This window comes from Miniphocaeibacter halophilus (assembly GCF_016458825.1).
In the GTDB taxonomy this organism is placed as follows: domain Bacteria; phylum Bacillota; class Clostridia; order Tissierellales; family Peptoniphilaceae; genus Miniphocaeibacter; species Miniphocaeibacter halophilus.
This window is the reverse complement of the sequence record NZ_CP066744.1, coordinates 1,027,724-1,050,950: the sequence shown is the minus strand read 5'-3', so window position 1 is coordinate 1,050,950 and position 23,227 is coordinate 1,027,724. Positions and strand designations below refer to the sequence as shown.

Here is a 23,227-nt window from a genome sequence, read left to right as displayed (position 1 = left end):
AGCCTGCAAATGCAGACTTTATTTTTTCTTTCTCTTAATTTTTATTATTACTCTTCTATAAGGCTCATCACCTTCACTAACAGTATATACCCCTGAAACATTTTGTAAAGCGGAATGTATTATTCTTCTTTCATATGGATTCATTGGTTCTAATTTCATATTTCTGTTATACTTCTTAGCCTTATTAGCCATTTTTACTGCCAGTGACTCTAAAGATCTAATTCTTTTTTCCCTGTAATTATTAGAATCTACAGATATTCTCATATATTCCTTGGAATTTCTATTAGCTACTAAATTAACCAAATACTGAATAGCATCTAGGGTTTCCCCTCTTTTTCCAATAACAATTCCAATATCTCCATCATTTTCAGGAACAATATTAAATCTTGTAAAGTTTTCATCATTAAATGTTTCAATATTAGCCTTAATGCCCATTTTTGAAACAATATCATTTAAAAATTCCTTAGTTTTAACTTTAATTTCCTCTTTAGTTAAACTATCTATTTCTAAATCCTTTTGGATAGAATCTTCTTTTTTTCTTTCTTTCCTTATATCTTTTTTTCTTTCTTTTTCAGATATTTCTTCAACTATAATTTCTTCTTCAATTACAGTATTAATTTCCTCAACGATTACTTCTTCTTTTTTCTCTTCTTTCTTCTCTTTAGTAGAGAAGTTAGGGGAAGTAACTTCATTAAGTAATTCTTCAATATTTTCTTCACACGATACTTTTACTACAGCATCTTTAGAACCTATTAGACCAAAAAAACCACTTTTTGGCTCTTCTAAAATTTCAACAATTGCTTCTTCCTTTGTACAGTTAAGTTCCTTTATAGCTAAATTAACTGCTTCTTCAACTGTCTTTGCAACTTTTACCGTTGATTTCATTTAGGCTCCCTTCTTTTTGTTAGCTTTTTTCTTCTTTGAAGCCTGTCCCTCTGAAATTTTTTCTTTACTTGAAGTTTTTTTCTTCTTTGGAACTTCTTCAACTACTTCTTCCTCTTTATTTACTACCTTAAGAACCATTCTAATAGCAATTTCAATAATATTACCAGTTGTCCAATATAATGCTAAACCTGCCTGATAACTTCTTGCAAAGAAGAAGAACATTATTGGCATACCATACTTCATCATAAAGTTCATAGACTGCATAGGATCTGCTTGTCCATCATCGCTTTTCTTAGCACTTGGTGTAAGTAATACACTGTAAAGCATTTGAGAACCGGCCATTAAAAATGGTAAAATTATAGTTGGGTCTTTTGCAGTTAAATCCGGAATCCAAAAAAAGTTTGTTGCAATAGTTTCTGAAAGTCCGGTATATTCCATTGGTGCTCTCATTACTGGAAATAATGCCCAAATAATAATAAGTTGAACTATCATAGGTAAACATGAGGCAAATGGACTAAATCCCATTTCCTTTTGTAATTCCATTACTTTTTGTTGATAAAGTTGTGGGTCATGCTTGTATTTCTTTTCTAATTTTTTCATTGCCGGTTGCAATTCAGCGTTGACTTTTGTCATCTTAGCATTTGACAATGTTACCGGCAGCATTGCCAATTTGTAAATAAGTGTCAATATTATTAAAGAAATTGCAAAATATGATATTGACTTTGGTTCTGTCCCTATTTTGGAAACTGTAGCATATATAAACTCCAGTATCTTTCCAATTATAGAACTTAAAAATTGCGTCATTTTTACTCCTAAATTTTTATTTTAATGGATCGTAGCCGCCTTTACTGAAAGGATTACATCTTAAAACTCTCCATACAGTTAAAAATGTTCCCTTTATTACTCCGTATTTTTCATAAGCCTGTATCGCATATTGGGAACAAGTAGGGTAGTATTTACAACAACCTGAGCCCCAATATGGTGATATATTCTTCTGATAAAACCTAATAAGCAAAATTGGTATTTTTTTCATTTCATCACCTTTTAAAAACAATATTAAGTAAATGTTTTACAGACTTTTCCAATTCTTCATAAGTTAATTTTTTAGTGTTTTGTCTTGGAATTACTACTATATCGTAGCCATCCTTTATTAAATCAAAATTATGTCTAAATATTTCTTTTAATCTTCTTTTTAATTTATTTCTTTCTACGGCATTTCCATATTTTTTTGTAATAGAGAAACCAACACGAGATCCTTGTTTTTTACTTTTTTTTACAACAAAGGTAAAATTTTTATTAAAATATCCTTTACCATGTCTGTAAACAATTCTAAAATCCCTATTACTTCTTAATCTTTTATTTTTTTCCATAAATGTAAAATTTAAAAGGCCATTATTAATGGCCTATGCTGAAATTACTTTTCTACCTCTTTTTCTTCTTCTCTTTAATACAGCTCTACCTGCTTTTGTTGACATTCTTTTTCTAAAACCATGATCTTTACTTCTTCTTCTTCTATTTGGTTGATAAGTTCTTTTCATTTTATTAATAGCACCTCCTTGAGACATTGTTTAAATACAAAACACTAGTTTAAATTATATAAATGGAAGAGCTAACTGTCAAGAAATATTGTAATTTTCATATTATTAAACAATATTTTAGTAGATTTATCCTATATTGATTTATTTTAGGATTTCATTGTTTTTTTATGGATTTTAACTTGCTATAAAGCTTGAAAAATAAACATTTTTACTAGTTTTTTATTTGTATAAATCATCAATATTTGTTATAATAATTGTATTACGAAATTAAAAACACAAAATATAAACATATTACTCCACATTTTGTGGATAAACTGTGGATAAGTATACTATTTAGAGAATAGTCATTATAAAAATGCTTCAATTCTCTATTTTTTTAGGCTAAAATCATAAACTTTGTAAAAATTGTGGATAAGTATGGTGTTTTGTGGATAATTTTACTCATTATGTAATTTACAACTTGTAGACAGTTAACAAATTGTGGATTACTTTGTTGATAACTTGGAGGTTATTTTTATGGACCTAAATTTAATTTGGACTGAATTTTTATCAGGTCTTGAAGTAAATATGTCCGATGTAGCTTTTAATACATGGATAGAACCTTTAGAACCTATAAAATTAATTTCTTCTGAACTAATTATTTCAGCACCTAATGGCTTTACCAAAAAAATGATTGAATCAAAATATTTAAACGATATGATAGGCATTCTAAGTATTATATTAAAGAAGGATGCAACTATAAAAATTATTTTGCCAACAGACAACACTTACAAACAATATCAAGTAAGGACAAAGCCTGGAGGGCAACAATATTTTGCTGATTTAACTGAAAATAACAACGGAAAAAAACCCATTGATGTAGAAAAAATAAAAATGGAACAAATGTTAAATCCAAAATATACTTTTGATACCTTCGTTAAGGGTAAATCCAATGAATTTGCTTTATCGGCGGCCTTAGCTGTATCTAAAAATCCTGCTAGCGCCTACAACCCTCTTTTTATATATGGAGGACCTGGACTTGGGAAAACCCATTTAATGCAGGCTTGTGCCCATGAGATTATAGATCATAATCCTGAAGCTAAAGTCGTATATTTAAGTAGTGAAAAATTTGTTAATGAACTTATTTCATCTATTGGAGACAGAAGTAATAAAAAGAATTCAGCCTTTAGAAATAAGTACAGAAATATTGATGTACTACTTATTGATGATATTCAATTTATTGCCGGAAAAACCGGTACACAGGAGGAATTCTTCCATACCTTTAATGATTTATATGCCCAAAATAAACAAATTATAATATCTTCCGATAAACCACCAAAAGAGATTAAAGATTTAGAAGAAAGACTTATTTCAAGGTTTGAATGGGGTTTAATGGCAGATATTCAACTACCTGATTACGAAACCAGAGTAGCTATTTTACAAGCTAAACTCAATATGGAAAATGCTAATATTTCAAGGGATATTCTCGAGTACATAGCTATGAATGTAAAATCCAATATTAGGGAGTTGGAAGGCGCTTTAATGACAGTTATAGCTCATTCTAAGCTTCTAAATGAACCTAATATAGATTTGGAAAGGGCAAAAATTGCATTACGAAAAGTAATTGCTGAAAATGAAAAAAGACCTATTACTCTTGATTTAATACAGGAAATAGTAGCAGATCAATATCATATAACGGTTTCTGATCTATCTTCTAAGAATAGATCTAAACAAATTGCCTATCCTAGACAGATTGCAATGTATTTATGTAGAAATCTTACGGATTCTTCCTTAATAGCCATAGCAAATTCTTTTAACCGTGACCATACAACTATTATGCATGGTGTTGACAAAATTTCTAAAGATATTTCTAATGATGAAAATTTTGAAAAGGAAATTAACGAACTTATTGATTTGATTAAAAATGAATAATCCACATTTTGCTGTTGACAAGCTTGTGGATAAGTTGTGGATAACCAAAAAATAATTAAAAATTTATTTTTTTTGTTGATAGTGTTGATAACTCAATATTCTTTAGTGGTTTATCCACATGCTTATTGGAACTGATTTTATGAAATTCAAGCTATTTAAAGGACTTATCCACATTATTAACATACACTACTAGTACTACTACTATATTTTATTATAGTTTTTAATATACGGAGGAGACTATGAAATTTGAAATAAATCAAAAGGATTTATTAAAACATATTAATATTGCTCAAAAAGCTATTTCTTCTAGAACGACTATTCAAATACTTGAAGGAATATTATTTGAAACAAAGGACAACTATTTAATATTAACATCTACGGATTTAGAGTTAAGTATAGAAACTAAAATTGAATGTTTAGTGGAAAAAGAAGGAAAAATAGTAATAAACTCTTCTATGATAGGTAATATAGTAAGAAAATTACCTGATGCACCTATTAAATTTAATGTTGTAGGAGATAATATACAAATTATATGTATGAATTCAGAATTTAATTTAATAGGACAAGATTATTCTGACTATCCTCCTTTACCACAAAAGAACAACGATATTTCTATTACTATGGAAAATAATATTGTAAAAAATGCTATAAAAGAAACTGTTTTTGCAGCTTCTTTAGATGAAACAAGACCTGCTTTAACGGGAGTATTAGTGGAACTTTCCAATGATGAAGTCAATTTTGTTGCCCTAGATGGTTTTAGAATAGCTTTAAGTAAGTTTAAAATGAAAAACAATGAAGATGTTAAGGAGATAATTCCTTCAAGAGCTTTAGTTGAACTACAAAAAATACTTGAAGATGATGGGCAAATAGATATTAATTTCATTCAAAACAATGTTATATTCGATTTAGGAAATACTTTAGTATATTCAAGATTATTAGATGGAAAATTCATTAACTATAAGGATATAATTAATGAGGATTATAATTGTAAAATAGAAATTAATAAAAAGGACTTTCAAGATTCCTTAGAAAGAGCATCCCTATTAGCTAGGGAAGAAAAAGCCAATTTAGTAAAAATTAGTATAAAGGACAACAATCTAAATATTAGCTCTAATTCAGAATATGGAAATGTTAATGAAAATATTGTATGTAACAAAGAAGGCGAAGACATAGATATTGCCTTTAATGCAAAATATTTACTTGATGGTCTTAAGGTTATAGAAAGTGAAAATTGCGAAATATTATTAACAGGTTCTTTAAATCCTTGTATAATACATCCAATAGATGAGGAAAAAGATTATACCTATTTGGTTTTACCTGTAAGATTAGGAAGAGATTAATGAAAAAAATAGAAATTACAACTGAATTTATAAAATTAGAACAATTATTAAAATTAGCCAATATAGTTTCTTCAGGTGGATTAGCAAAGGAATTAATTCAAAATGAAGAAGTAAAGGTAAATGGTGAAATAGAGACAAGAAGGGGAAAAAAACTTAGAAAAGGCGACCTTGTAGAATACAATGGTAACCAATTCCTTATTGACTAGGAGATAAAATTGATAATTAGAAATTGTTATCTTTTAAACTTTAGAAATTTCGATAACTTAAATATACAGTTTTCAAATAAAATAAATGTAATAATTGGAAATAATGCTGAAGGAAAGACAAATATTTTAGAAGCTATATATTTTAGTGCAAAGGGAAAGAGTTTTAAATCTTCAAAGGAGTCAGATTTAATTAAATTTGATAAAGAGCATGCTTATATTAGAACAGATATAGAAACTGATGGCGTTGAAGAAAAAATAGAGGTAAAACTTTCAAGGGAAAGAAAGAAACAAATTAGAATAAATGAAAATCTAATTGATACAATGAAAGAACTTCGTACTTTTTTCGATATTGTCACTTTTACACCTGAGGATTTAAAAATTATAAAGGACAGTAAGGCATATAGGAGAAATTTTATTGATGAAATAATAACAGATTTAATCCCTTCATATAATAATTTAATAATTAAGTATAATAATATTTTAAATCAAAGAAATTACTTATTGAAATATGGAAAAAACAAAAGATATTTTAAGGAACAAATAAAAGCTGTTACAAAACAATTAGTAATAGAAGGTTCCATAATTATAAAAATGAGGAATAAATATATTTCTTATCTTAATAAAATTAGTAATAGAATCCACAAGGAGATTACAAATAATAAAGAGTATTTAAATATTAAATACGATGAGATATACTTAAAGGATGGTTTTCAAAATTTAGAGGAAAATCTTTATGTGGAAACTATGAAAAAAATTGAAAAGGATATTGAAATAGGATTTACTACAATAGGCTGTCACAGGGATGACATTATAATAGAAATAGATGAAAAAAATAGTAAGACATACGCTTCACAAGGTCAACAAAGAACAATAATACTAAGTCTAAAAATAGCCCAAATAGAATTATATAAAAAATTAAAGGATATTAAACCGGTTATTTTATTAGATGATGTATTTTCGGAGTTGGATCTTTCAAGAATAAAATATTTACTCAAGGTTGTTGAAGGTTACCAATCAATTATTACTTCAACTAATTTTGATTTTAAGAATATAATAGAAAATAAAAATTATAGATCCTTTGTATTAGAAAATGAAAAAATAAGAATAAAGGATAGTTATTAAGAAAGGGAATGAATAGATGAGTCAAAAAAGACATTATTCTGCCAGTGATATAAAAGTACTTGAAGGCCTAGAACCAGTAAGGTTAAGACCAGGTATGTATATTGGATCTACTAGTAGCAAAGGGTTACACCATTTAGTATATGAAGTTGTAGATAACAGTATAGATGAGGCCTTGGCAGGAGTAGCGAATACAATAGAGGTAATAATTTATGAAGACGGCTCAATTTCTGTTAGGGATAACGGTTCGGGAATACCTGTAGAAAAACATCCACAAACTGGAAGATCTACATTGGAAACTGTATTAACAATTCTTCATGCTGGAGGTAAATTCAACAATGATGCTTACAAGGTGTCAGGAGGTTTACACGGTGTAGGGGTTTCAGTTGTAAATGCTCTTTCAGAATGGTTAATAGCAACAGTTCATAGAGATGGTTATGAATTTACTCAAGAATTTTCCAGAGGAAATGTAGTAACTGAATTACAAAAGGGAAAAAAGGTTTCAGATACCGGAACAGAAATTAAATTTAAACCGGATTTTGAAATATTTGAAACTTTGGATTTTGAAAAAGAAATTCTAATTACAAGATTTAGAGAAATGGCCTTTTTAAATAAGGGTATAAAAATCACTTTAGAAGATAAAAGAGACAATACAAAGGTAGAATTCCATTATGAAGGTGGTATTAAGTCCTTTGTTGAATATTTAAATAGAAATAAGAATCCATTACATTCAGATGTAATTTATATAGAGGGGGAAAGAGAAGGCAGTTATGTAGAAATTGCTTTACAGTACACTGATAGTTATTCAGAAAATGTACTTTCTTTTGCCAATAATATCCATACTTCAGAAGGTGGTACACATTTAGTAGGCTTTAGAACTGCTTTAACAAGAACTATTAATGATTATGGTAGAAAATATAATTTAATTAAAGAAAAAGATGATAATTTACAAGGCGAAGATGCCAGAGAAGGATTAACGGCTATTATATCTATAAAATTATCAGAACCTCAATTTGAGGGACAGACAAAGGCTAAATTAGGTAATAGTGAAAGTAGAGGAGTTGTTGAGTCAGCTTTAGGTGAAGGATTATCTACATTTTTAGAAGAAAATCCAAAAGTCGCTAAAATTATTATAGACAAGGCCCAAAGCTCAGCAAGGGCAAGAGAGGCAGCAAGAAAAGCCAGGGATTTAACAAGAAAAAGGTCCATACTGGACAATACTCCACTACCTGGTAAATTAGCTGACTGTATAGAAACGGATATAGGAATTAACGAAATATTCATAGTCGAAGGGGACTCAGCAGGTGGTTCAGCTAAAGGTGGTAGAGATAGTAATTTTCAAGCTATACTTCCACTTAGGGGTAAAATTTTAAATGTTGAAAAAGCAAGACTGGACAGAGCCTTAAGTTCAGACGAAATAAAAAATATGATTACAGCTTTTGGAACAGGAATAGGTTCTGAATTTAATATAGATAATTTAAGATATGGAAAAATTATAATAATGACCGATGCTGACGTTGACGGTGCTCATATTAGAACACTATTGTTAACATTTTTCTTTAGATATATGAGAGAATTAATTGAAAAAGGTCATATTTACATTGCTCAACCTCCATTATATGGTATTTTAAAGGGAACTAAAGTAGTTAGATACTGTTATGATGAAAAGGAACTTGAAAAATCCTTAGATGAATTAGGAAGAGGTAGCAATTTAAAAGTACAACGATACAAAGGTCTTGGAGAGATGAATGCTGAACAATTATGGGCAACTACAATGGACCCGGATAATCGAATTTTATTAAAGGTAACTTTAGACCAGGACGAAATGGTTGAAATAGATGAAACTTTTAATATTTTAATGGGCGATAAAGTAGAACCAAGACGTGAATTTATAGAAGAAAATGCAGTTTATGCAAAGAATATTGATGCTTAGGAGGTTTGGATATGTCAGATGAAATATTAGAACACAGTAATATACTTGATGCGGACATCAAGAAAGAAATGAAAGAATCATATCTAGATTATTCCATGAGCGTTATAGTGTCTCGTGCCTTACCGGATGTAAGGGATGGTTTAAAACCGGTTCATAGAAGAATTATTTATGGTATGCAAGAACAAGGATTATTTCCCGATAGAGGATTTAGTAAGTCAGCAAGACTAGTTGGGGATGTAATGGGTAAATTTCACCCCCATGGTGATACAGCAATATATGATGCTGTTGTAAGACTTGCTCAAGACTTTAATATGAGATATCCCCTTGTACAAGGACAAGGTAATTTTGGTTCAATAGATGGTGATGGTGCAGCTGCTCCAAGATACACTGAACTTAGAATGGCTAAGCTATGTTTGGAAATGTTAAGGGATATTAATAAAAATACTGTGGATTTTGAACCTAACTATGACGGTAGGGAAAAAGAACCAGTAGTACTTCCTTCAAGATTTCCGAACTTACTTGTAAATGGCTCATCGGGTATTGCTGTAGGTATGGCTACAAATATGGCGCCACATAATCTTAATGAGGTTATTGATGGAATAAATGAATATATAGACAACAGGGATATAACTATTGAAGAACTATCTCAAATAATAAAAGGTCCGGATTTCCCAACAGGTGCTCATATAATGGGAAAAGAAGGTATAAAAAATGCCTACAATACCGGTAGAGGAAAAGTAATATTAAGAGCTGTTGCAGAAATAGTAGAACATAAGAACAGAGAAAGAATAATAGTTACAGAAATTCCTTACCAAGTAAATAAATCCAATTTAATTATAAAAATAGCAGAATTGGTTAAGGAAAAAAGAATTGAAGGAATATCTGACTTAAGAGATGAATCAGGTAGAAAAGGCCTTAGAATTGTTATAGAATTAAAAAGAGATGCAAATGCTCAAATAGTTTTAAATAATTTATATAAATATACACAAATGCAGGTAACTTTTGGTATTATAAATTTAGCCTTAGTTAAGGGAGTACCAAAGGTATTAAATTTAAAAGAGTTAATTTCTTATTATGTTGAACATCAAGAAGAAGTTGTAACAAGAAGAACTCAATTTGATTTAGACAAGGCTGAAGCAAGAGCTCATATTGTAGAAGGTCTTTTAAAGGCCATTGACAATATAGATGAAATAATCCATATAATAAGAACATCTTATTCAGATGCCTTAGAAAAATTAATGGATAGATTTGAGTTTTCTGAAATTCAAGCCCAAGCTATTTTAGATATGAGACTTAGAAGGTTACAAGGACTTGAAAGAGAAAAATTACAGGAAGAATATAACGAGTTAATTAAAGAAATAGCCAGGTTAAAAGAAATTTTAGCCAATGAAGATCTTTTATTAAATATAATTAAAACTGAATTAACTGAAATTAAAGAAAAATTTGGTGATAAAAGAAGAACTAAAATAAAACCTGCCTATAATGAAATTAATTTAGAAGAACTAATAGAAGAAGAAGATGTATTAATTACAATAACTAAACATGGTTATGTAAAAAGAATACCTGCTGACTCCTACAAAGTACAAAATAGAGGTGGTAAAGGGGTAATAGGTCTTAACTTAAAAGATGAGGACTTTGTAGAAACCTTATTTATAACCTCAACCCATAGTACGATTTTATTCTTTACAAATAAAGGTAGAGTCTACAGTTTAAGGGCTTATGAAATACCGGAAGGAAAAAGACAGGCTAGAGGTCAGGCTATAATAAACCTACTTCAAATTTCAAAAGATGAAAAAGTTCAAGCAGCAATTCCATTTGATTCATTTGATAACAAGTCATATTTATTTATGGCTACAAAATATGGATTGGTTAAAAAAGTTAGATTGGATCTATTTAAAAATTTAAGAAAATCCGGTTTAATAGCCTTAACCTTGAAAAAAGATGATGAATTAATAGCTGTAAGATCTGTACTAAAAGAAGCTCAAGCTATGATGGTTACTAAAAATGGACTATCTATTAGATTTAAAGTAGACAATATTAGGCCAATAGGAAGATCGGCCCAAGGGGTAAGAGGAATTAGGCTAAACGAAGATGATTTTGTAGTTGCTATGGATATTATTGATGATAATAAATATTTATTGGTAGTATCTGAAAATGGTTATGGTAAAAAGACAAATATTGACAAATACAAGGTACAAAACAGAGGTGGAAAGGGAGTTAAAACCTATAAGATCTCTAAACGTACTGGAGATTTAATATCTGCTAGGTTGGTTAACTTAGAAGATGAAATTATATTAATGTCTGCAAAAGGTGATATAATTAGACTATCTGTAAAACAAGTTTCAACAAAGGGAAGAGACACAATGGGCGTAAAAATTAGAGACGTTCAAAGTGAAGATGATAAAATTGTAGCAGTAACAAAGTATATTGAAGATATTGAAGATTGATTAAATAGGAGGAAATTATGGGATTAAACTATAATATATCAAATAATACAGACAATTTAGTAATAGATCTAAATGGTGATTTAGACGCATATACTAGCGATGATTTAAAAACTGAGGTTATTAAAAGTCTAGATACTCCTAAAGATATAATTTTTGATGCTACTGGATTAGATTTTATTGATTCAACTGGTTTAGGTAGTTTGATTAGTATATATAATAAAATAAAAGAAGAGGAAAAAAACATAACTATAAAGAATATAAAATCAAATGTAAAAAAAATATTCGAAATAACAGAGTTAGATAAAGTTTTTAATATAGTGGAGTAGTAAATGAATAGAACTTATAAATTAATAGTCGATAATATTTCAGAAAATATTTCTTTAGTAAGGTTAAATACTTCCTTTATAGCAAGTAGATTGGATTTTAATATTGAAGAAATAGAGGATATTAAGGTTTCAGTAAGTGAGGCTGTAAATTACCAATTAAATATTTCTGAAAAAACTGAAATTGAATTTTTAATAACTAATAATGAAATACAAATAGATGTAATAAATGAAAACTTACACAAAAAAGAAATGAATGGTACTTCAGATAAATTCGCCAAAATGATACTTGAAACTTTAATGGATAAGGTTGTATTTGGAGAGAAAAAAATACATCTGTCAAAAAAACTTAAGGATTAGTTATATGAGCAATAATAACAGACAAGCAGAACAACAAGAGATTAAAAATCTGTTTAAAATATATAGTGAAACTAGAGATAAGGAAATTAGAGATACCTTAATTGAAAAAAATTTATATATAGCTGAAATATTGGCAAAAAAATATGTAAATAAAGGAATAGAGTATGACGATTTATTGCAAGTAGCCAGTATTGGCTTAATTCTTGCAATAGAAAGATACGATATTAGTAAGGGATTTGAGTTCTCTAGTTACGCTACTCCTACAATAGTAGGTGAAATAAAAAAATATTTTAGAGACAAGGGTTGGGTAATTAGAGTTCCTAGAAGAATTCAGGAATTATCTAAAAAAGTTAATAATGCTAAAACTACATTAAGTCAAAACCTTCAACGTTCTCCAACAATTAAGGATATTGCAGAGTATTTAGAAATAACAGAAGAGGAAGTTATAGAGGCAATGGAGGGAAGTAGAGTTTATGCTCCCCAGTCTTTAGATATTTCCTTTGATTCTCAAAATGATGATAAAGATGTAAATCTTCAAGATTTAATTGGAGAAGAAGACGATGACTTTGCAAAAATAGAGCTTAAGGATTTTATTGAAAAAACCATGGAGAAACTAAATGAAGTTGAAAAGAAAATATTAATAGATAGATATTTTGAAAAGAAAACTCAAGTTTCCATTGCAAAAGAATTAAAAATAAGTCAAATGACCGTTTCAAGAATGGAAAAGAAAATTATAGAAAAATTTAGAAAAGAACTTGAAGAAACCAATAGTTAATTTCTTCAAATTCAAGGAGATTTTTATGAAAAAGAAAATTTTAAGTTTTATTTTAATATTTACTATTTTTTTAGGTCTTACTCCTAAAAATACAAAAGCAGACTCTGAAGTATATCTTTATAGAATTTCCGGTAGTGATAGATTTGAAACATCTGTAGAAGTAAGTAATGTATCCTATAAAAAATCTGAAAATGCAATTCTTGTAAGTGGTAGAGATTATCCGGATGGCTTAACAGGTGGAGTATTAGCATCTGTTTTAAATGGACCGGTGTTACTAACAGATAAAAATTCCGTACCTACATCAGTAAAAAATGAATTAAGCAGACTTGGTGTAAAAAATGTATATATTGTAGGTGGTACAGGAACAGTATCCAAACAAGTTGAAAATTCATTAAGTGGCTATAATGTAAAGCGAGTAAGTGGTAGTAATAGAATTGAAACAGCTACAAATGTAGCTAAACTCATTAGAACATTAACAGATTATAATTCAAATACCAGATACTTTGCTCTAGCAAATGGATATGATTTTCCAGATGCCCTTGCTGTAGGCGGTTATTTAGCAAATACTAAAATACCATTACTATTGACGGATAATAAAACCCTTAGTGCAAATAATAAGAATTTCATAAGTAATTACAATATAGGTAGAGCTATATTAGTTGGAGGAACTTCTTCAGTTTCACCAAAATTATTACCTAGTAATGTAAATTATGCAAGCTATTCAGGTTCAGACAGATACAAGACATCTTTGGATATTGCTAAAAAGGGATTTAGTAATGTAAAAACCGTTGTATTAACAAGTGGTGAAGATTTTCCTGATGCACTAGCAGCATCTACATTGTCAAAATATGTAGATGGACCAATATTATTAACTAATTCTAAATCCATAGATTCAGAAATTGTTAAATATATAAAAAATGGAAATATTACAAGATTAATAGTTGTAGGTGGTAAGGGTAAATTACCTGATAGCCTGTTAGAAATAATAAACAAAGAGCAGATTAAAGGTCCAGAGGAAATAGGAGATATAAACGAACCACCTAAAGGTTAAAAATTTAAGGAGCTAAGGCTCCTTTTTTTTGTTTTAAACATTAAAGTATTAATAATTCTCCAATATAAGACAATAAATTTATAATAATATGATAGAAAATTACTGCTATTAAATTTTTATTTGTTTTTAAATATACAAATACTATACTTATTGTGGTTAACAAGTAAGTAAAAAACGATGTAGTTAATCCACTATGGAAATAGGTAAATATTAAGGAATTTATTATAATGGTTGTTCTATATGGAGTTATTGTTGATAATTTTTTTATCAATAAGTATCTAAAAGTAACTTCTTCTGCCATAGGAATTAATATAACTGAATTTATAAACCATAAAACCGGAAAATCATATATTAATTTAAATATATTCTGTCTGTTTATATCTATAGAGGTCTCTTTATATAAATCCAGTTCAAAAAAACTATTCATCATATACGCTAAGATGTTACTTAATATTATGTATATAAAGTATGTTGACAATATAGTAAAACAAATTTTTCTTAAATTTTGTCTAACCAGCTTTATATCTTTTAATAATTCAGTTTTATATAATATTAAAATTATAATTACGACTATTATATTCATTAATGTGTAAATTATTAAGTTATAATATAATTTTGGTGTAAAGTATTCTGTTAATAAATTTGATAATATGAATATAATAATATTGAGTATAAATAAATAAAAAATTAAAAATAATATATCTTGATATTTAAGACCATCTTTATGATTTTTCATATTATATATTCCCTTCCAGTATTAGAATGTCTTTACCCCTATTTATATAAATTATGCATTTATTTGATTATCTTATAAGAATATCCTTTTTTTGTTTTCAATAAAAACATGCAATTAGTTACGAAAAAGCTACAATTAGGATAAGAAGGTATTTTGCTAAAATAAATATGTTATTATGAAATTAAGAAATTATTTATTTTAATTTATTTAAAGGTAAAGGGGATAATATTTAATGAAGAAAAATAGAAAAATATTACTCATTATAGGAATTTTTTTAATAATAATAACATCATTAATATTAAATTTTAATGTATTTAGTAATAATAAATTTGAAGATTTAACTTTTGAAAGTAAGAATATTTATGTTTATAACATTACAGATGAAAAGGAAGTATTAAATATTAATGGAGAAGAGAAAGTAGCACCTGCTTCCCTTACTAAAATAATGACAGTAATAACATCAATAGAAAATATAGATGATATATCCAAAGTAGCTCCAGTGGATAAGAAAACTTATCAGGAAATGGTGGCGGTAAATGCCTCAATGACGGGTTTTTATGGAAATGAACAAACTACATATAGGGATTTATTATATGGGACAATGCTAGCTTCAGGTGGAGAAAGTGCAAATTCATTGGCTATTAATATTTCAAAAACCACTGAGGAATTTACGAAATTAATGAATGAAAAAGCCAAAGAAATAGGATTAAATAATACAAATTTTACAAATCCGGAAGGATTAGATGAAGAAAATAATTATTCCACAGCCAAGGATATTGCAGAATTAATAAAAAATTCATTAGATAACAGTGAATTTAGGGAAATTTTTACTAAGGAAGAATATGTTTCCACTTCTACCTTAGACCATCCGGAAGGAATAGAAATAAAAAGTACCGTCCTAACAGCTCTTTTTGATTATGAACAAAATGGCTTTAAAATAATTGGAGGAAAATCAGGTACAACAGAAAATGCAGGTTTTTGTTGGGCAACATTGTCAGAAAAAAACAATAGGGAATATATTTGTGTTGTTATGGGGGCTGAAACCAATGAAGGCAGAATAGAGGATACACTGAAAATTATGGGTGAAATTTAATATAAATTTCCATATTAAAAATCCTATTGAATTAATAAAAATGCCTCTATAATTTATAGTTTTAATGAAGAAAAATATTGTTTTTTCCTATTCCAATAAAAAGCATATTTGTAATTATAAAATAAGGTGGAAAGGGAGGAATTTTAATGAATGAACTTAAAATTGAAAATGTATCAAAGATTTTTGATGGAAAAGCAGTAGTTAAAAATATTTCTGCAAATCTATCAAATGGTATCTATGGCTTAATTGGTGCCAATGGTGCAGGTAAAACAACCTTAATGAATATCTTATGTAATTTTATAAATCCAAGTCAAGGAGAAGTTTATTATAATGGTGAATCCATTTTAAAACTAGGTGATAAATATCGAGATATTTTAGGATATTTACCTCAAAATTTTGGATGTGATTCTTCATTTACTGTTGAGCAATATTTAGAATATATTGCAACATTAAAAGGCTTATCTAAAGAACTTACTTACAATAGAATTGATGAAATAATAAGACAAACAGGCTTAATACCCTATAGAAATACAAAAATATCAAAGCTTTCCGGAGGAACAAGACAACGTGTAGGTATTTCACAAGCACTTTTAAATGATCCTAAGGTATTGATTTTAGACGAACCAACATCTGGTCTTGATCCGGGAGAAAGACTTTATTTTAGGAAGATTATTTTAAATATTTCCACAGATAAAATAATTTTGCTTTCAACCCATATCATTTCCGATATTGAAGTAATGCCTATTAAGGAAAATCTTATTATGAGTAATGGACAACTGCTAGCAAAGGGCTCAAATGAAGAGTTATTAAAAACATTATCCGGAAAAATATGGTCTACAATTATTTTTCAACATGACTACTCTTCTTTTTCGGAGAAATTTTATGTTTTAGATAGCCATAATATAGAACAAAATAGGATAAGTGTTCGTTTTTACTCTAAAGAGGATACGAATTTAAAAGATGGAAAAATAAAATCAGAAGAACCAACTCTTAATGATTATTATCAATTTGTATTTCATGAAAATTTGCGAGAGAGAGGTTATGTTTAAATGAAGAAATTATTTTCAATAGAACTTAAAAAAATATTGAGAAATAAACTAACGATTTTTATATTCATTCTTACTTTTTGTACTGCTTTGGCCTTTTCTTATCTTACAACAGGAGGTCTTTATTCTTCGAGAGTTCTCCCGGATGGAACTGTGGAGGATACACAGGGAATACTAGCCTTAAAATCCGCAAAGGAAATAGAGGATGTTGGTTTTAATGAACTTAGCCCAGAAAATTTAAAACCAATTGTTCATAAATATCAAGATATTTTAAATAAATATGGCACAGAAATACCAAATGATATATATGTTAAAGAAATTGATCCATACAGTAATATCCTAAAAATATTTCCACAAATTTACATAAATGAAGATGGAACATATAATTATGATATTTTTAAAACGATAACAGATGAACAAATCGATCAAATCTATGAAACAAGGGACAAGACAGTAGAGGATTATATTCGTTCTCAGCTACCGGGACAGCCTTTTGCTGTAGAGCATGTTTTAGCAATGAATGAAAAAGTAGATACCCCTTTTACATATTATCCTTTATTAAGTAGTTGGCATAATGTTTTGGCACAAATTTCGATAATGCTTTTAATTCTTTTTTTCTATAATAGCATTGTTATTGCTCCTATTTTTGCATCAGAATATCAGTCTGGGTCAATAATGATTACTAGGTCTACAAAACTTGGAAGAAAACCTTTAACAAATGTGAAGATAAAAGTTTCAATATTAATTTCAACTCTTATTTATTTTGTTTTTATGATGGTTTTTACAGCGGTTTTGTTAATTTTATATGGCATTGACGGTATGAAAATGCCTATTCAGATGATTGGAATTACTATTGCAACACCAATGAATTTAGGACAACTTTATATTATTTCAATAGTTGTAGGATATTTATCCATGATTGTCCTTAATTTGGTCACTCTATTGCTATCTTTAAAACTGAAAAATTCTTTTTATACTGTTATAGCTTTTATTGCAATACTTATATTACCAAATATAATATCTTCTTTTTCAGAAAATGGAAGTATATTTTCATTTTTAGTTGATATTTTTCCTACTGCAGGAGTAAATATATATACGGCTTTATGTAGATTAAATTTTTATAAACTTGGGTCAATAAGCCTATGGTCTCCTTGGATTATCATGCTATCTACTTTAATTTGGATACCAATTCTTATTGTTTTAATACAAAAAGATAGCTCAAATAAAGACAAAAGTAAATTCTCATATACAGGGAGATAGAAAATAAATTTACCAATATTGTAAAATGAAAGAGGACAAAGGCATTTACCAAATAGCTTGTAAATTAAGATTAAGAAAAGCATATACTCTATTTAATTTACAAAAATATCTAATAAAAATCCTAGGCTTAGTAAAACCTAGGATTTTTTAGTCTTCTTCAAAAACATAATCAGGACCATGAGGGATAATTCTAACAGGCATACCAACTGCAGTGCTATTTGCCGGAATATCTTGTAAAACCAAGGCACCGGCACCTATTTTACTGTGGCTACCTATTGTTACATCACCTAAAATAGTTGCCCCTGTTCCAATTAAAACATCATTTTCTACTGTAGGATGTCTTTTTCTATTTTTAACTTTTCCTGTACCACCTAAAGTAACTCCGTGGTAGATAGTAACCCTGTCTCCAACAATAGCAGTCTCGCCAATTACAACTCCTGTACCATGGTCTATAAAAACATTGTCACCAATTGTAGCACCGGGATGTATTTCAATACCTGTTTTATGTCTTGAACGTTGAGAAATCCATCTTGCTAATGTTGTATGTCCCTTGTCATAAAATAATTTAGCCCAACGATGAGACATAATTGCTCGTAGAGAGGGATATAAAAACATAGCTTCAAAAAGACTTTTACATGCAGGATCATTTTTTAATATATATTTAGCTTCAAAAATTCTTTTTTTAAAAAAATTCATTTTAATTACCTTTCTTAAAGTAAAAGATTAATGCTTTCACATAAACTTTTATTAGTATAAAATTATAACATAAATTTAGCTTTTTTAAAACAAGGCTAATATATAATTAATTTTAATTTCTCCTAAAATTAAAAAGATTTATTTAAATATGTTATAATTTATTTGAATATACAATAAAAAGGAGGAAAATATGAGAAAAGAAAATATTAAAATTTTCATTGGTGGATTTATAATAGGTATTGTTGGAATTTTATTAATGTACCTAGGAAATCCGGCTAATATGGGAATATGCATTGCCTGTTTTTGGAGGGATATAGCAGGAGCATTAGGCTTACATAGGGCGGAAGTGGTTCAATATATTAGGCCTGAAATAATTGGAATTATAGGTGGAGCCTTTATTTCATCAATAATCTTCAAGGATTTTAAAGGTAGAGGTGGCTCAAATCCTGCCATAAGATTTGTACTAGGTGTATTTATGTCCATAGGTGCCTTAGTATTTTTAGGATGTCCATTAAGAATGATTTTTAGAATTGCAGCTGGTGACTTAAATGCAGTTGTTGGACTTTTAGGATTTGTATTTGGAGTTTTAATTGGAATATTTTTCTTAAAAAGAGGTTACAGCCTTGGTAAATCAGTAAAGGAATCTAAGCTTGTAGGAACGATTATTCCGGCCTTAGGTGTAATTTTATTGATATTTTTATTGATTAAACCTGCATTTATATTTTTCTCAAAAGAAGGTCCAGGTTCAATGCATGCAAAAATAATATACTCACTAATTGGTGGTTTAATAGTAGGAGTAATATTACAAAGAACTAGAATTTGTACAGGTGGAGCCTTCAGAGATGTATTTTTAATTAAAGATATGCATTTTCTATGGGGAATAATAGGAATTTTTGTAGCTGCCTTATTAGGAAGTTTAATATTAACAAAGGGTCATTTAAATATTGGATTTGAAAATCAACCGGTAGCCCATAATAATACATTATGGAATTTTTTAGGAATGACTTTAGTAGGTTTAATAGCGGTATTACTTGGTGGTTGTCCAATTAGACAAACTGTTCTATCTTCAGAAGGAGACGGAGATGCTACAGTAACAATATTCGGGATTATTTTAGGTTCAGCTATTGCCCATAACTTCGGTTTAGCTTCCAGTGCTGAAGGAGCAACAGCAAATGGTAAAATTGCAGTATTAATTTGTTTAGTCTTAACGGTAATTATAGCCTTTACTATGACTAATTTTTCCAATAAGGAGGGATAATATGGCTAAAAAAGAAGTAGATGCAAGAGGACTTTCCTGTCCGGAACCGGTTATATTAACTATGAATGCAGTAAAGGGAAATACTGATGAAATAGAGGTAAAAGTAGACACAAATATAGCCAAAGAAAATGTTACTAGATTTTTAAAGGGAAAAAAATTCAAGGTAGAAATAAAAGAAAATAAGGGTGAATTTTCTATAAAGGGAAAAAAATAATGAAGGAAAAAAGTATTTTTACCTTCCACACTATAAGTCAGGTATTAAAGTTTGAAAAATTACTTAAAAAAAATAAGATAGATGTTCAATTAAGACCTGTACCAAGAAAAATTAGTTCTTCCTGTGGTAATTGTGCCTATGTTAATACAGAAGATGTAGAAATAATTAAAGATCTATCTGGAGAAAATAAAATAGAATTTGAAAATATATACAAGGAAGAAGATATAAAATAGAAAGTCGGAATTTCCGACTTTCTATTTTTCTATTTAAAAAATACATTATAGGCTTTACAGGTCATAAAGGCATCAGCCTTACTTAGTAGTTCTATAGGAGCGTGCATTGAAAGCATTCCTGTTCCCATATCTACAACCTCTGCACCATAGCCAGCTAAAATATAAGCTATAGTACCACCGCCGCCTTGGTCAACTTTTCCAAGTTCACCGGTTTGCCAAATTACATTTTCTTTATTAAATAAATCCCTTAATTCAGCAATAAACTCTGCATTAGCATCATTACAGCCACCTTTTCCACGTGAGCCTGTATATTTTGCCATAGAAACCCCATGTCCAAGTAAAGAAGCATTATTTTTTTCCAATACTTCCGGGAAATTTGAGTCATAAGCTACTGTAACATCTGCAGAAAGAACTTTGGAATTAGCCATGGCTCTTCTTACTAAAATATCGGAATAATCATTTCTTTGGTTGGATAATATTTCAGCTACCATGTTTTCTAAGAAAATTGCACCCATGGAGGTATTTCCAACAGAGCCTATTTCCTCCTTATCTACAAATAGAGCTACAGCAGTTCTACTAGGTGAATCTGTTTTTAAAATAGCTTCTAAAGCAGCATAGGAGCAAACTCTATCATCATGACCATGAGCTGCTATCATTGCTCTATCGAAACCAACATCCCTTGCTTTTGATGCTGGAACTATTTCTAATTCAGCAACTAGGAAATCCTCTTCTACTATTCCATATTTTTTATTTAAATATTTTAATAGATTATCCTTAATAGGATTTTTAGCATCTTTTTCCGGGAATTTTGAATTATGGGCTACAACTACATTAAGTTGTTCACCTGTAATTCCTTCAGCTAGGGTTTTTTTCATTTGGTCAGCTGAAAGATGAATTAATAGGTCGTTTATATAAAATACAGGATCATCTTCTTCATCGCCAATTCTAATATCTATTTTTTTTCCTTCTTTGGTAAATATAACTCCATGTAGAGCTAAAGGTATAGTAGTCCATTGATATTTTTTAACGCCACCATAGTAATGGGTTTTAAATAAAGCTAAATCACCATCTTCATAAAGAGGATTTTGCTTTAAATCCAGTCTAGGTACATCAATATGGGCTCCGACAATATTCATACCTTCAGATAAATCATCTCCAACAATCATCATAACAACTGATTTATCTTTATTGTTTAAATAGATTTTATCGCCCTTTTTTATTTTGTTTTTTAAAGCTTCGTCTAGACTTACATATCCATTTTCTTTAGCTTGTCTTACTATTTCGCTACAAGCTTCTCTTTCGGTTTTAGAACTGTCTAAAAATGATTTGTATCTTTCTCCATAATCATATATTTGGTCTAATTCTTCTTGATTTGCATTTTGCCAAATGTTCTTTTTTTCATAATTTAACTCCATTTTATCACCTCAACTATATTATAGCTTATTAAAATAATAATAATATAGTAATTGTAAAAAAATACATTAATTTTAACAATCTTTTAGAAATTATTTTATTAATTTTAAAATATCTGTAGGTTTATTAAAAGAATGGTCTAAATTTTTAAAGGCATTAGGTGTAGGAGTACCCCATTTAGCCAAACCGAAAGCTATACCTGCTGCTTTAGCAGATTTCATATCATAAATAGAATCACCAATATATATTGTTTTTTCTTTATTAGTAATATTTAAATTATCCATAGCCTTTAAAATAGGGTCCGGATTTGGTTTATGTAATTTCGTATCTGATGCAGTAACAATACTGCTAAAGTATTTGTCTATATTAAATGGGCTAAATTCATTTTTCATCTCTTCATCATTTTTTGAAGTAATTATAGCCAAATTAATTTTATTATTATATAGATTTTGTAAAACATATTCAATATCGTCAAATAATCTCATTTTACTTTGATTTAAAGATATTGTGTGAGACCATTTGTTAAGAATATAATCTAGTTTATCTTTAGGAATATTTAGTTTTTCTAAGGAGTATTTACCGGGAACACCTAAAACAAAAAGTAAGTCATTATAGGATTTTTTAATATTTAATTCTTCCTTTAAAACCTTTTGTAGAGAGTGTATAATTGGTTTTTCAGTATCTATTAAAGTGCCGTCTACATCAAATAATATATTTTTATACATAATATCCTCCATTCATATATAATTATATCAAAAGAATATTATAAAAATTTTAATTATGTAGAAAGAGAGTAAAATGTGAAAAATTATACTTGTTTAATTAGGGGAATAAATGTAGGTGGTAAAAATAAAATAGAAATGAAAAAATTAAAAGAGGTTTTCACGGATTTAGGATTTAAGAGTGTAGTAATTTTAGGAAATACCGGAGTTGTTATTTTTACCTCAGAAAGTAAGGTAAACACAGAAAACATACAGGCTAAGTTAATAAAAATATTTGAAAGGGATTTAAAGATTATTATACTTAGTAGTGAAAAAATAAAAAGACTAGTAGAAAACAAACCCTTATGGTGGAATAGTAATAAGGATTATTTACATAATGTAATTTTTGTATTAGATAATTATAATATAGAAAATATAGTTGATGATTTACAGCCTTTAAATGAAGAAATAGACAAAATAAAAGTAGTAGACAATGTTATTTTTTGGACTTCAATATATAAAGATGGAAGATTGTATAGTAAAAGTCTATATGCAAAACTAGCTAAAAGTAAAGGATACCCATATACTAGTTTAAGAAATGGAAATACTTTTAATAAGATTTATGAAAAAATAGAAAAACTAAAATAAAAAAATGTGTGAATTTTAATTCACACATTTTTCATAAGAAT

The 23,227-nt window shown here is 28.5% G+C and carries 26 protein-coding genes; 17 read left to right on the top strand and 9 right to left on the bottom strand.

Annotated features, from left to right (window positions below; translation table 11 throughout):
* Nucleotides 1–18 precede the first annotated feature (18 nt).
* The 5 genes from jag to rpmH are packed head-to-tail and all read right to left on the bottom strand — an operon-like array spanning nt 19 to nt 2,423.
* Nucleotides 19–885 (bottom strand): RNA-binding cell elongation regulator Jag/EloR, encoded by an 867-nt coding sequence (jag, locus tag JFY71_RS05150; RefSeq protein WP_243661976.1) that lies wholly within the window; start codon nt 883–885, stop codon nt 19–21.
* Nucleotides 886–1,689: a YidC/Oxa1 family membrane protein insertase gene (locus JFY71_RS05145; protein WP_243661975.1), complete on the bottom strand. Its 804-nt coding sequence runs from the start codon at nt 1,687–1,689 to the stop codon at nt 886–888.
* A 16-nt stretch (nt 1,690–1,705) separates the two neighbouring features.
* Entirely contained in the window at nt 1,706–1,918 is a 213-nt protein-coding gene (gene yidD / locus JFY71_RS05140; RefSeq protein ID WP_243661974.1) for a membrane protein insertion efficiency factor YidD, read from the bottom strand.
* A gap of 4 nt (nt 1,919–1,922) precedes the next feature.
* Complete coding sequence (gene rnpA, locus JFY71_RS05135; protein ID WP_243661973.1) at nt 1,923–2,255, bottom strand: ribonuclease P protein component; 333 nt, start codon at nt 2,253–2,255, stop codon at nt 1,923–1,925.
* A gap of 33 nt (nt 2,256–2,288) precedes the next feature.
* Nucleotides 2,289–2,423 (bottom strand): 50S ribosomal protein L34, encoded by a 135-nt coding sequence (gene rpmH / locus JFY71_RS05130; RefSeq protein ID WP_243661972.1) that lies wholly within the window; start codon nt 2,421–2,423, stop codon nt 2,289–2,291.
* A gap of 516 nt (nt 2,424–2,939) precedes the next feature.
* On the opposite strand from rpmH, the gene dnaA reads away from it, so the two are divergent.
* From dnaA to JFY71_RS05080, 10 genes are all read left to right on the top strand, one after another.
* Nucleotides 2,940–4,334: a chromosomal replication initiator protein DnaA gene (dnaA, locus tag JFY71_RS05125; RefSeq protein WP_243661971.1), complete on the top strand. Its 1,395-nt coding sequence runs from the start codon at nt 2,940–2,942 to the stop codon at nt 4,332–4,334.
* 239 nt (nt 4,335–4,573) lie between these two features.
* Nucleotides 4,574–5,674 (top strand): DNA polymerase III subunit beta, encoded by a 1,101-nt coding sequence (gene dnaN / locus JFY71_RS05120; protein ID WP_243661970.1) that lies wholly within the window; start codon nt 4,574–4,576, stop codon nt 5,672–5,674.
* Nucleotides 5,674–5,880, top strand: coding sequence for a S4 domain-containing protein YaaA (gene yaaA, locus JFY71_RS05115; protein ID WP_243661969.1), 207 nt, complete (start codon nt 5,674–5,676; stop codon nt 5,878–5,880). Before dnaN ends, yaaA begins: the two co-directional genes overlap by 1 nt.
* 9 nt (nt 5,881–5,889) lie before the next feature.
* Nucleotides 5,890–7,002: a DNA replication/repair protein RecF gene (recF, locus tag JFY71_RS05110; protein ID WP_243661968.1), complete on the top strand. Its 1,113-nt coding sequence runs from the start codon at nt 5,890–5,892 to the stop codon at nt 7,000–7,002.
* A gap of 16 nt (nt 7,003–7,018) precedes the next feature.
* Nucleotides 7,019–8,932, top strand: coding sequence for a DNA topoisomerase (ATP-hydrolyzing) subunit B (gyrB, locus tag JFY71_RS05105; RefSeq protein WP_243661967.1), 1,914 nt, complete (start codon nt 7,019–7,021; stop codon nt 8,930–8,932).
* Nucleotides 8,933–8,943: 11 nt separating this feature from the next.
* Nucleotides 8,944–11,379, top strand: a complete 2,436-nt coding sequence (gyrA, locus tag JFY71_RS05100) for a DNA gyrase subunit A (protein WP_243661966.1) — start codon at nt 8,944–8,946, stop codon at nt 11,377–11,379.
* A gap of 17 nt (nt 11,380–11,396) precedes the next feature.
* A complete protein-coding gene (locus JFY71_RS05095; protein ID WP_243661965.1) occupies nt 11,397–11,705 on the top strand; it encodes an STAS domain-containing protein in 309 nt (102 codons plus the stop codon).
* A 3-nt stretch (nt 11,706–11,708) separates the two neighbouring features.
* Nucleotides 11,709–12,062 carry an ATP-binding protein gene (locus JFY71_RS05090; RefSeq protein ID WP_243661964.1) on the top strand — a complete coding sequence of 118 codons (354 nt, stop codon included), beginning with the start codon at nt 11,709–11,711 and terminating at the stop codon, nt 12,060–12,062.
* Nucleotides 12,063–12,066: 4 nt separating this feature from the next.
* Nucleotides 12,067–12,837 (top strand): SigB/SigF/SigG family RNA polymerase sigma factor, encoded by a 771-nt coding sequence (locus JFY71_RS05085; protein WP_243661963.1) that lies wholly within the window; start codon nt 12,067–12,069, stop codon nt 12,835–12,837.
* A gap of 25 nt (nt 12,838–12,862) precedes the next feature.
* On the top strand, nt 12,863–13,888 hold the full coding sequence (locus tag JFY71_RS05080; protein WP_243661962.1) for a cell wall-binding repeat-containing protein: 1,026 nt from the start codon (nt 12,863–12,865) through the stop codon (nt 13,886–13,888).
* 40 nt (nt 13,889–13,928) lie between these two features.
* Here JFY71_RS05080 and JFY71_RS05075 read toward each other — a convergent pair whose 3' ends face one another.
* Entirely contained in the window at nt 13,929–14,624 is a 696-nt protein-coding gene (locus JFY71_RS05075) for a CPBP family intramembrane glutamic endopeptidase (RefSeq protein WP_243661961.1), read from the bottom strand.
* Nucleotides 14,625–14,856: 232 nt separating this feature from the next.
* Here JFY71_RS05075 and JFY71_RS05070 point away from each other — a divergent pair, with 232 nt between their 5' ends.
* The 3 genes from JFY71_RS05070 (at nt 14,857) to JFY71_RS05060 (ending at nt 18,023) form a co-directional block, all read left to right on the top strand.
* Nucleotides 14,857–15,717, top strand: a complete 861-nt coding sequence (locus JFY71_RS05070; protein WP_243661960.1) for a D-alanyl-D-alanine carboxypeptidase family protein — start codon at nt 14,857–14,859, stop codon at nt 15,715–15,717.
* Nucleotides 15,718–15,863: 146 nt separating this feature from the next.
* Complete coding sequence (locus tag JFY71_RS05065; protein WP_243661959.1) at nt 15,864–16,766, top strand: ATP-binding cassette domain-containing protein; 903 nt, start codon at nt 15,864–15,866, stop codon at nt 16,764–16,766.
* Entirely contained in the window at nt 16,767–18,023 is a 1,257-nt protein-coding gene (locus tag JFY71_RS05060) for a hypothetical protein (protein ID WP_243661958.1), read from the top strand.
* Nucleotides 18,024–18,170: 147 nt separating this feature from the next.
* Here JFY71_RS05060 and epsC read toward each other — a convergent pair whose 3' ends face one another.
* Entirely contained in the window at nt 18,171–18,719 is a 549-nt protein-coding gene (epsC, locus tag JFY71_RS05055) for a serine O-acetyltransferase EpsC (protein WP_243661957.1), read from the bottom strand.
* A gap of 190 nt (nt 18,720–18,909) precedes the next feature.
* Between epsC and yedE the strand changes: the two genes are divergently transcribed.
* From yedE to JFY71_RS05040, 3 genes are read left to right on the top strand one after another with little or no spacing between them, the layout of a single operon-like run.
* Complete coding sequence (yedE, locus tag JFY71_RS05050) at nt 18,910–19,977, top strand: YedE family putative selenium transporter (RefSeq protein WP_243661956.1); 1,068 nt, start codon at nt 18,910–18,912, stop codon at nt 19,975–19,977.
* A 1-nt stretch (nt 19,978) separates the two neighbouring features.
* Nucleotides 19,979–20,191 carry a sulfurtransferase TusA family protein gene (locus JFY71_RS05045; RefSeq protein ID WP_243661955.1) on the top strand — a complete coding sequence of 71 codons (213 nt, stop codon included), beginning with the start codon at nt 19,979–19,981 and terminating at the stop codon, nt 20,189–20,191.
* Nucleotides 20,191–20,424 (top strand): putative Se/S carrier protein, encoded by a 234-nt coding sequence (locus JFY71_RS05040; RefSeq protein ID WP_243661954.1) that lies wholly within the window; start codon nt 20,191–20,193, stop codon nt 20,422–20,424. The genes JFY71_RS05045 and JFY71_RS05040 overlap by 1 nt, the downstream gene beginning before the upstream one ends.
* Nucleotides 20,425–20,453: 29 nt before the next feature.
* Here the strand turns inward: JFY71_RS05040 and JFY71_RS05035 are convergent, their stop codons facing one another.
* Entirely contained in the window at nt 20,454–21,839 is a 1,386-nt protein-coding gene (locus JFY71_RS05035) for an aminopeptidase (RefSeq protein WP_243661953.1), read from the bottom strand.
* A 90-nt stretch (nt 21,840–21,929) separates the two neighbouring features.
* Nucleotides 21,930–22,562: an HAD family hydrolase gene (locus JFY71_RS05030; protein WP_243661952.1), complete on the bottom strand. Its 633-nt coding sequence runs from the start codon at nt 22,560–22,562 to the stop codon at nt 21,930–21,932.
* 75 nt (nt 22,563–22,637) lie between these two features.
* On the opposite strand from JFY71_RS05030, the gene JFY71_RS05025 reads away from it, so the two are divergent.
* Entirely contained in the window at nt 22,638–23,186 is a 549-nt protein-coding gene (locus JFY71_RS05025) for a DUF1697 domain-containing protein (RefSeq protein WP_243661951.1), read from the top strand.
* The last annotated feature ends 41 nt before the right edge of the window (nt 23,187–23,227 follow it).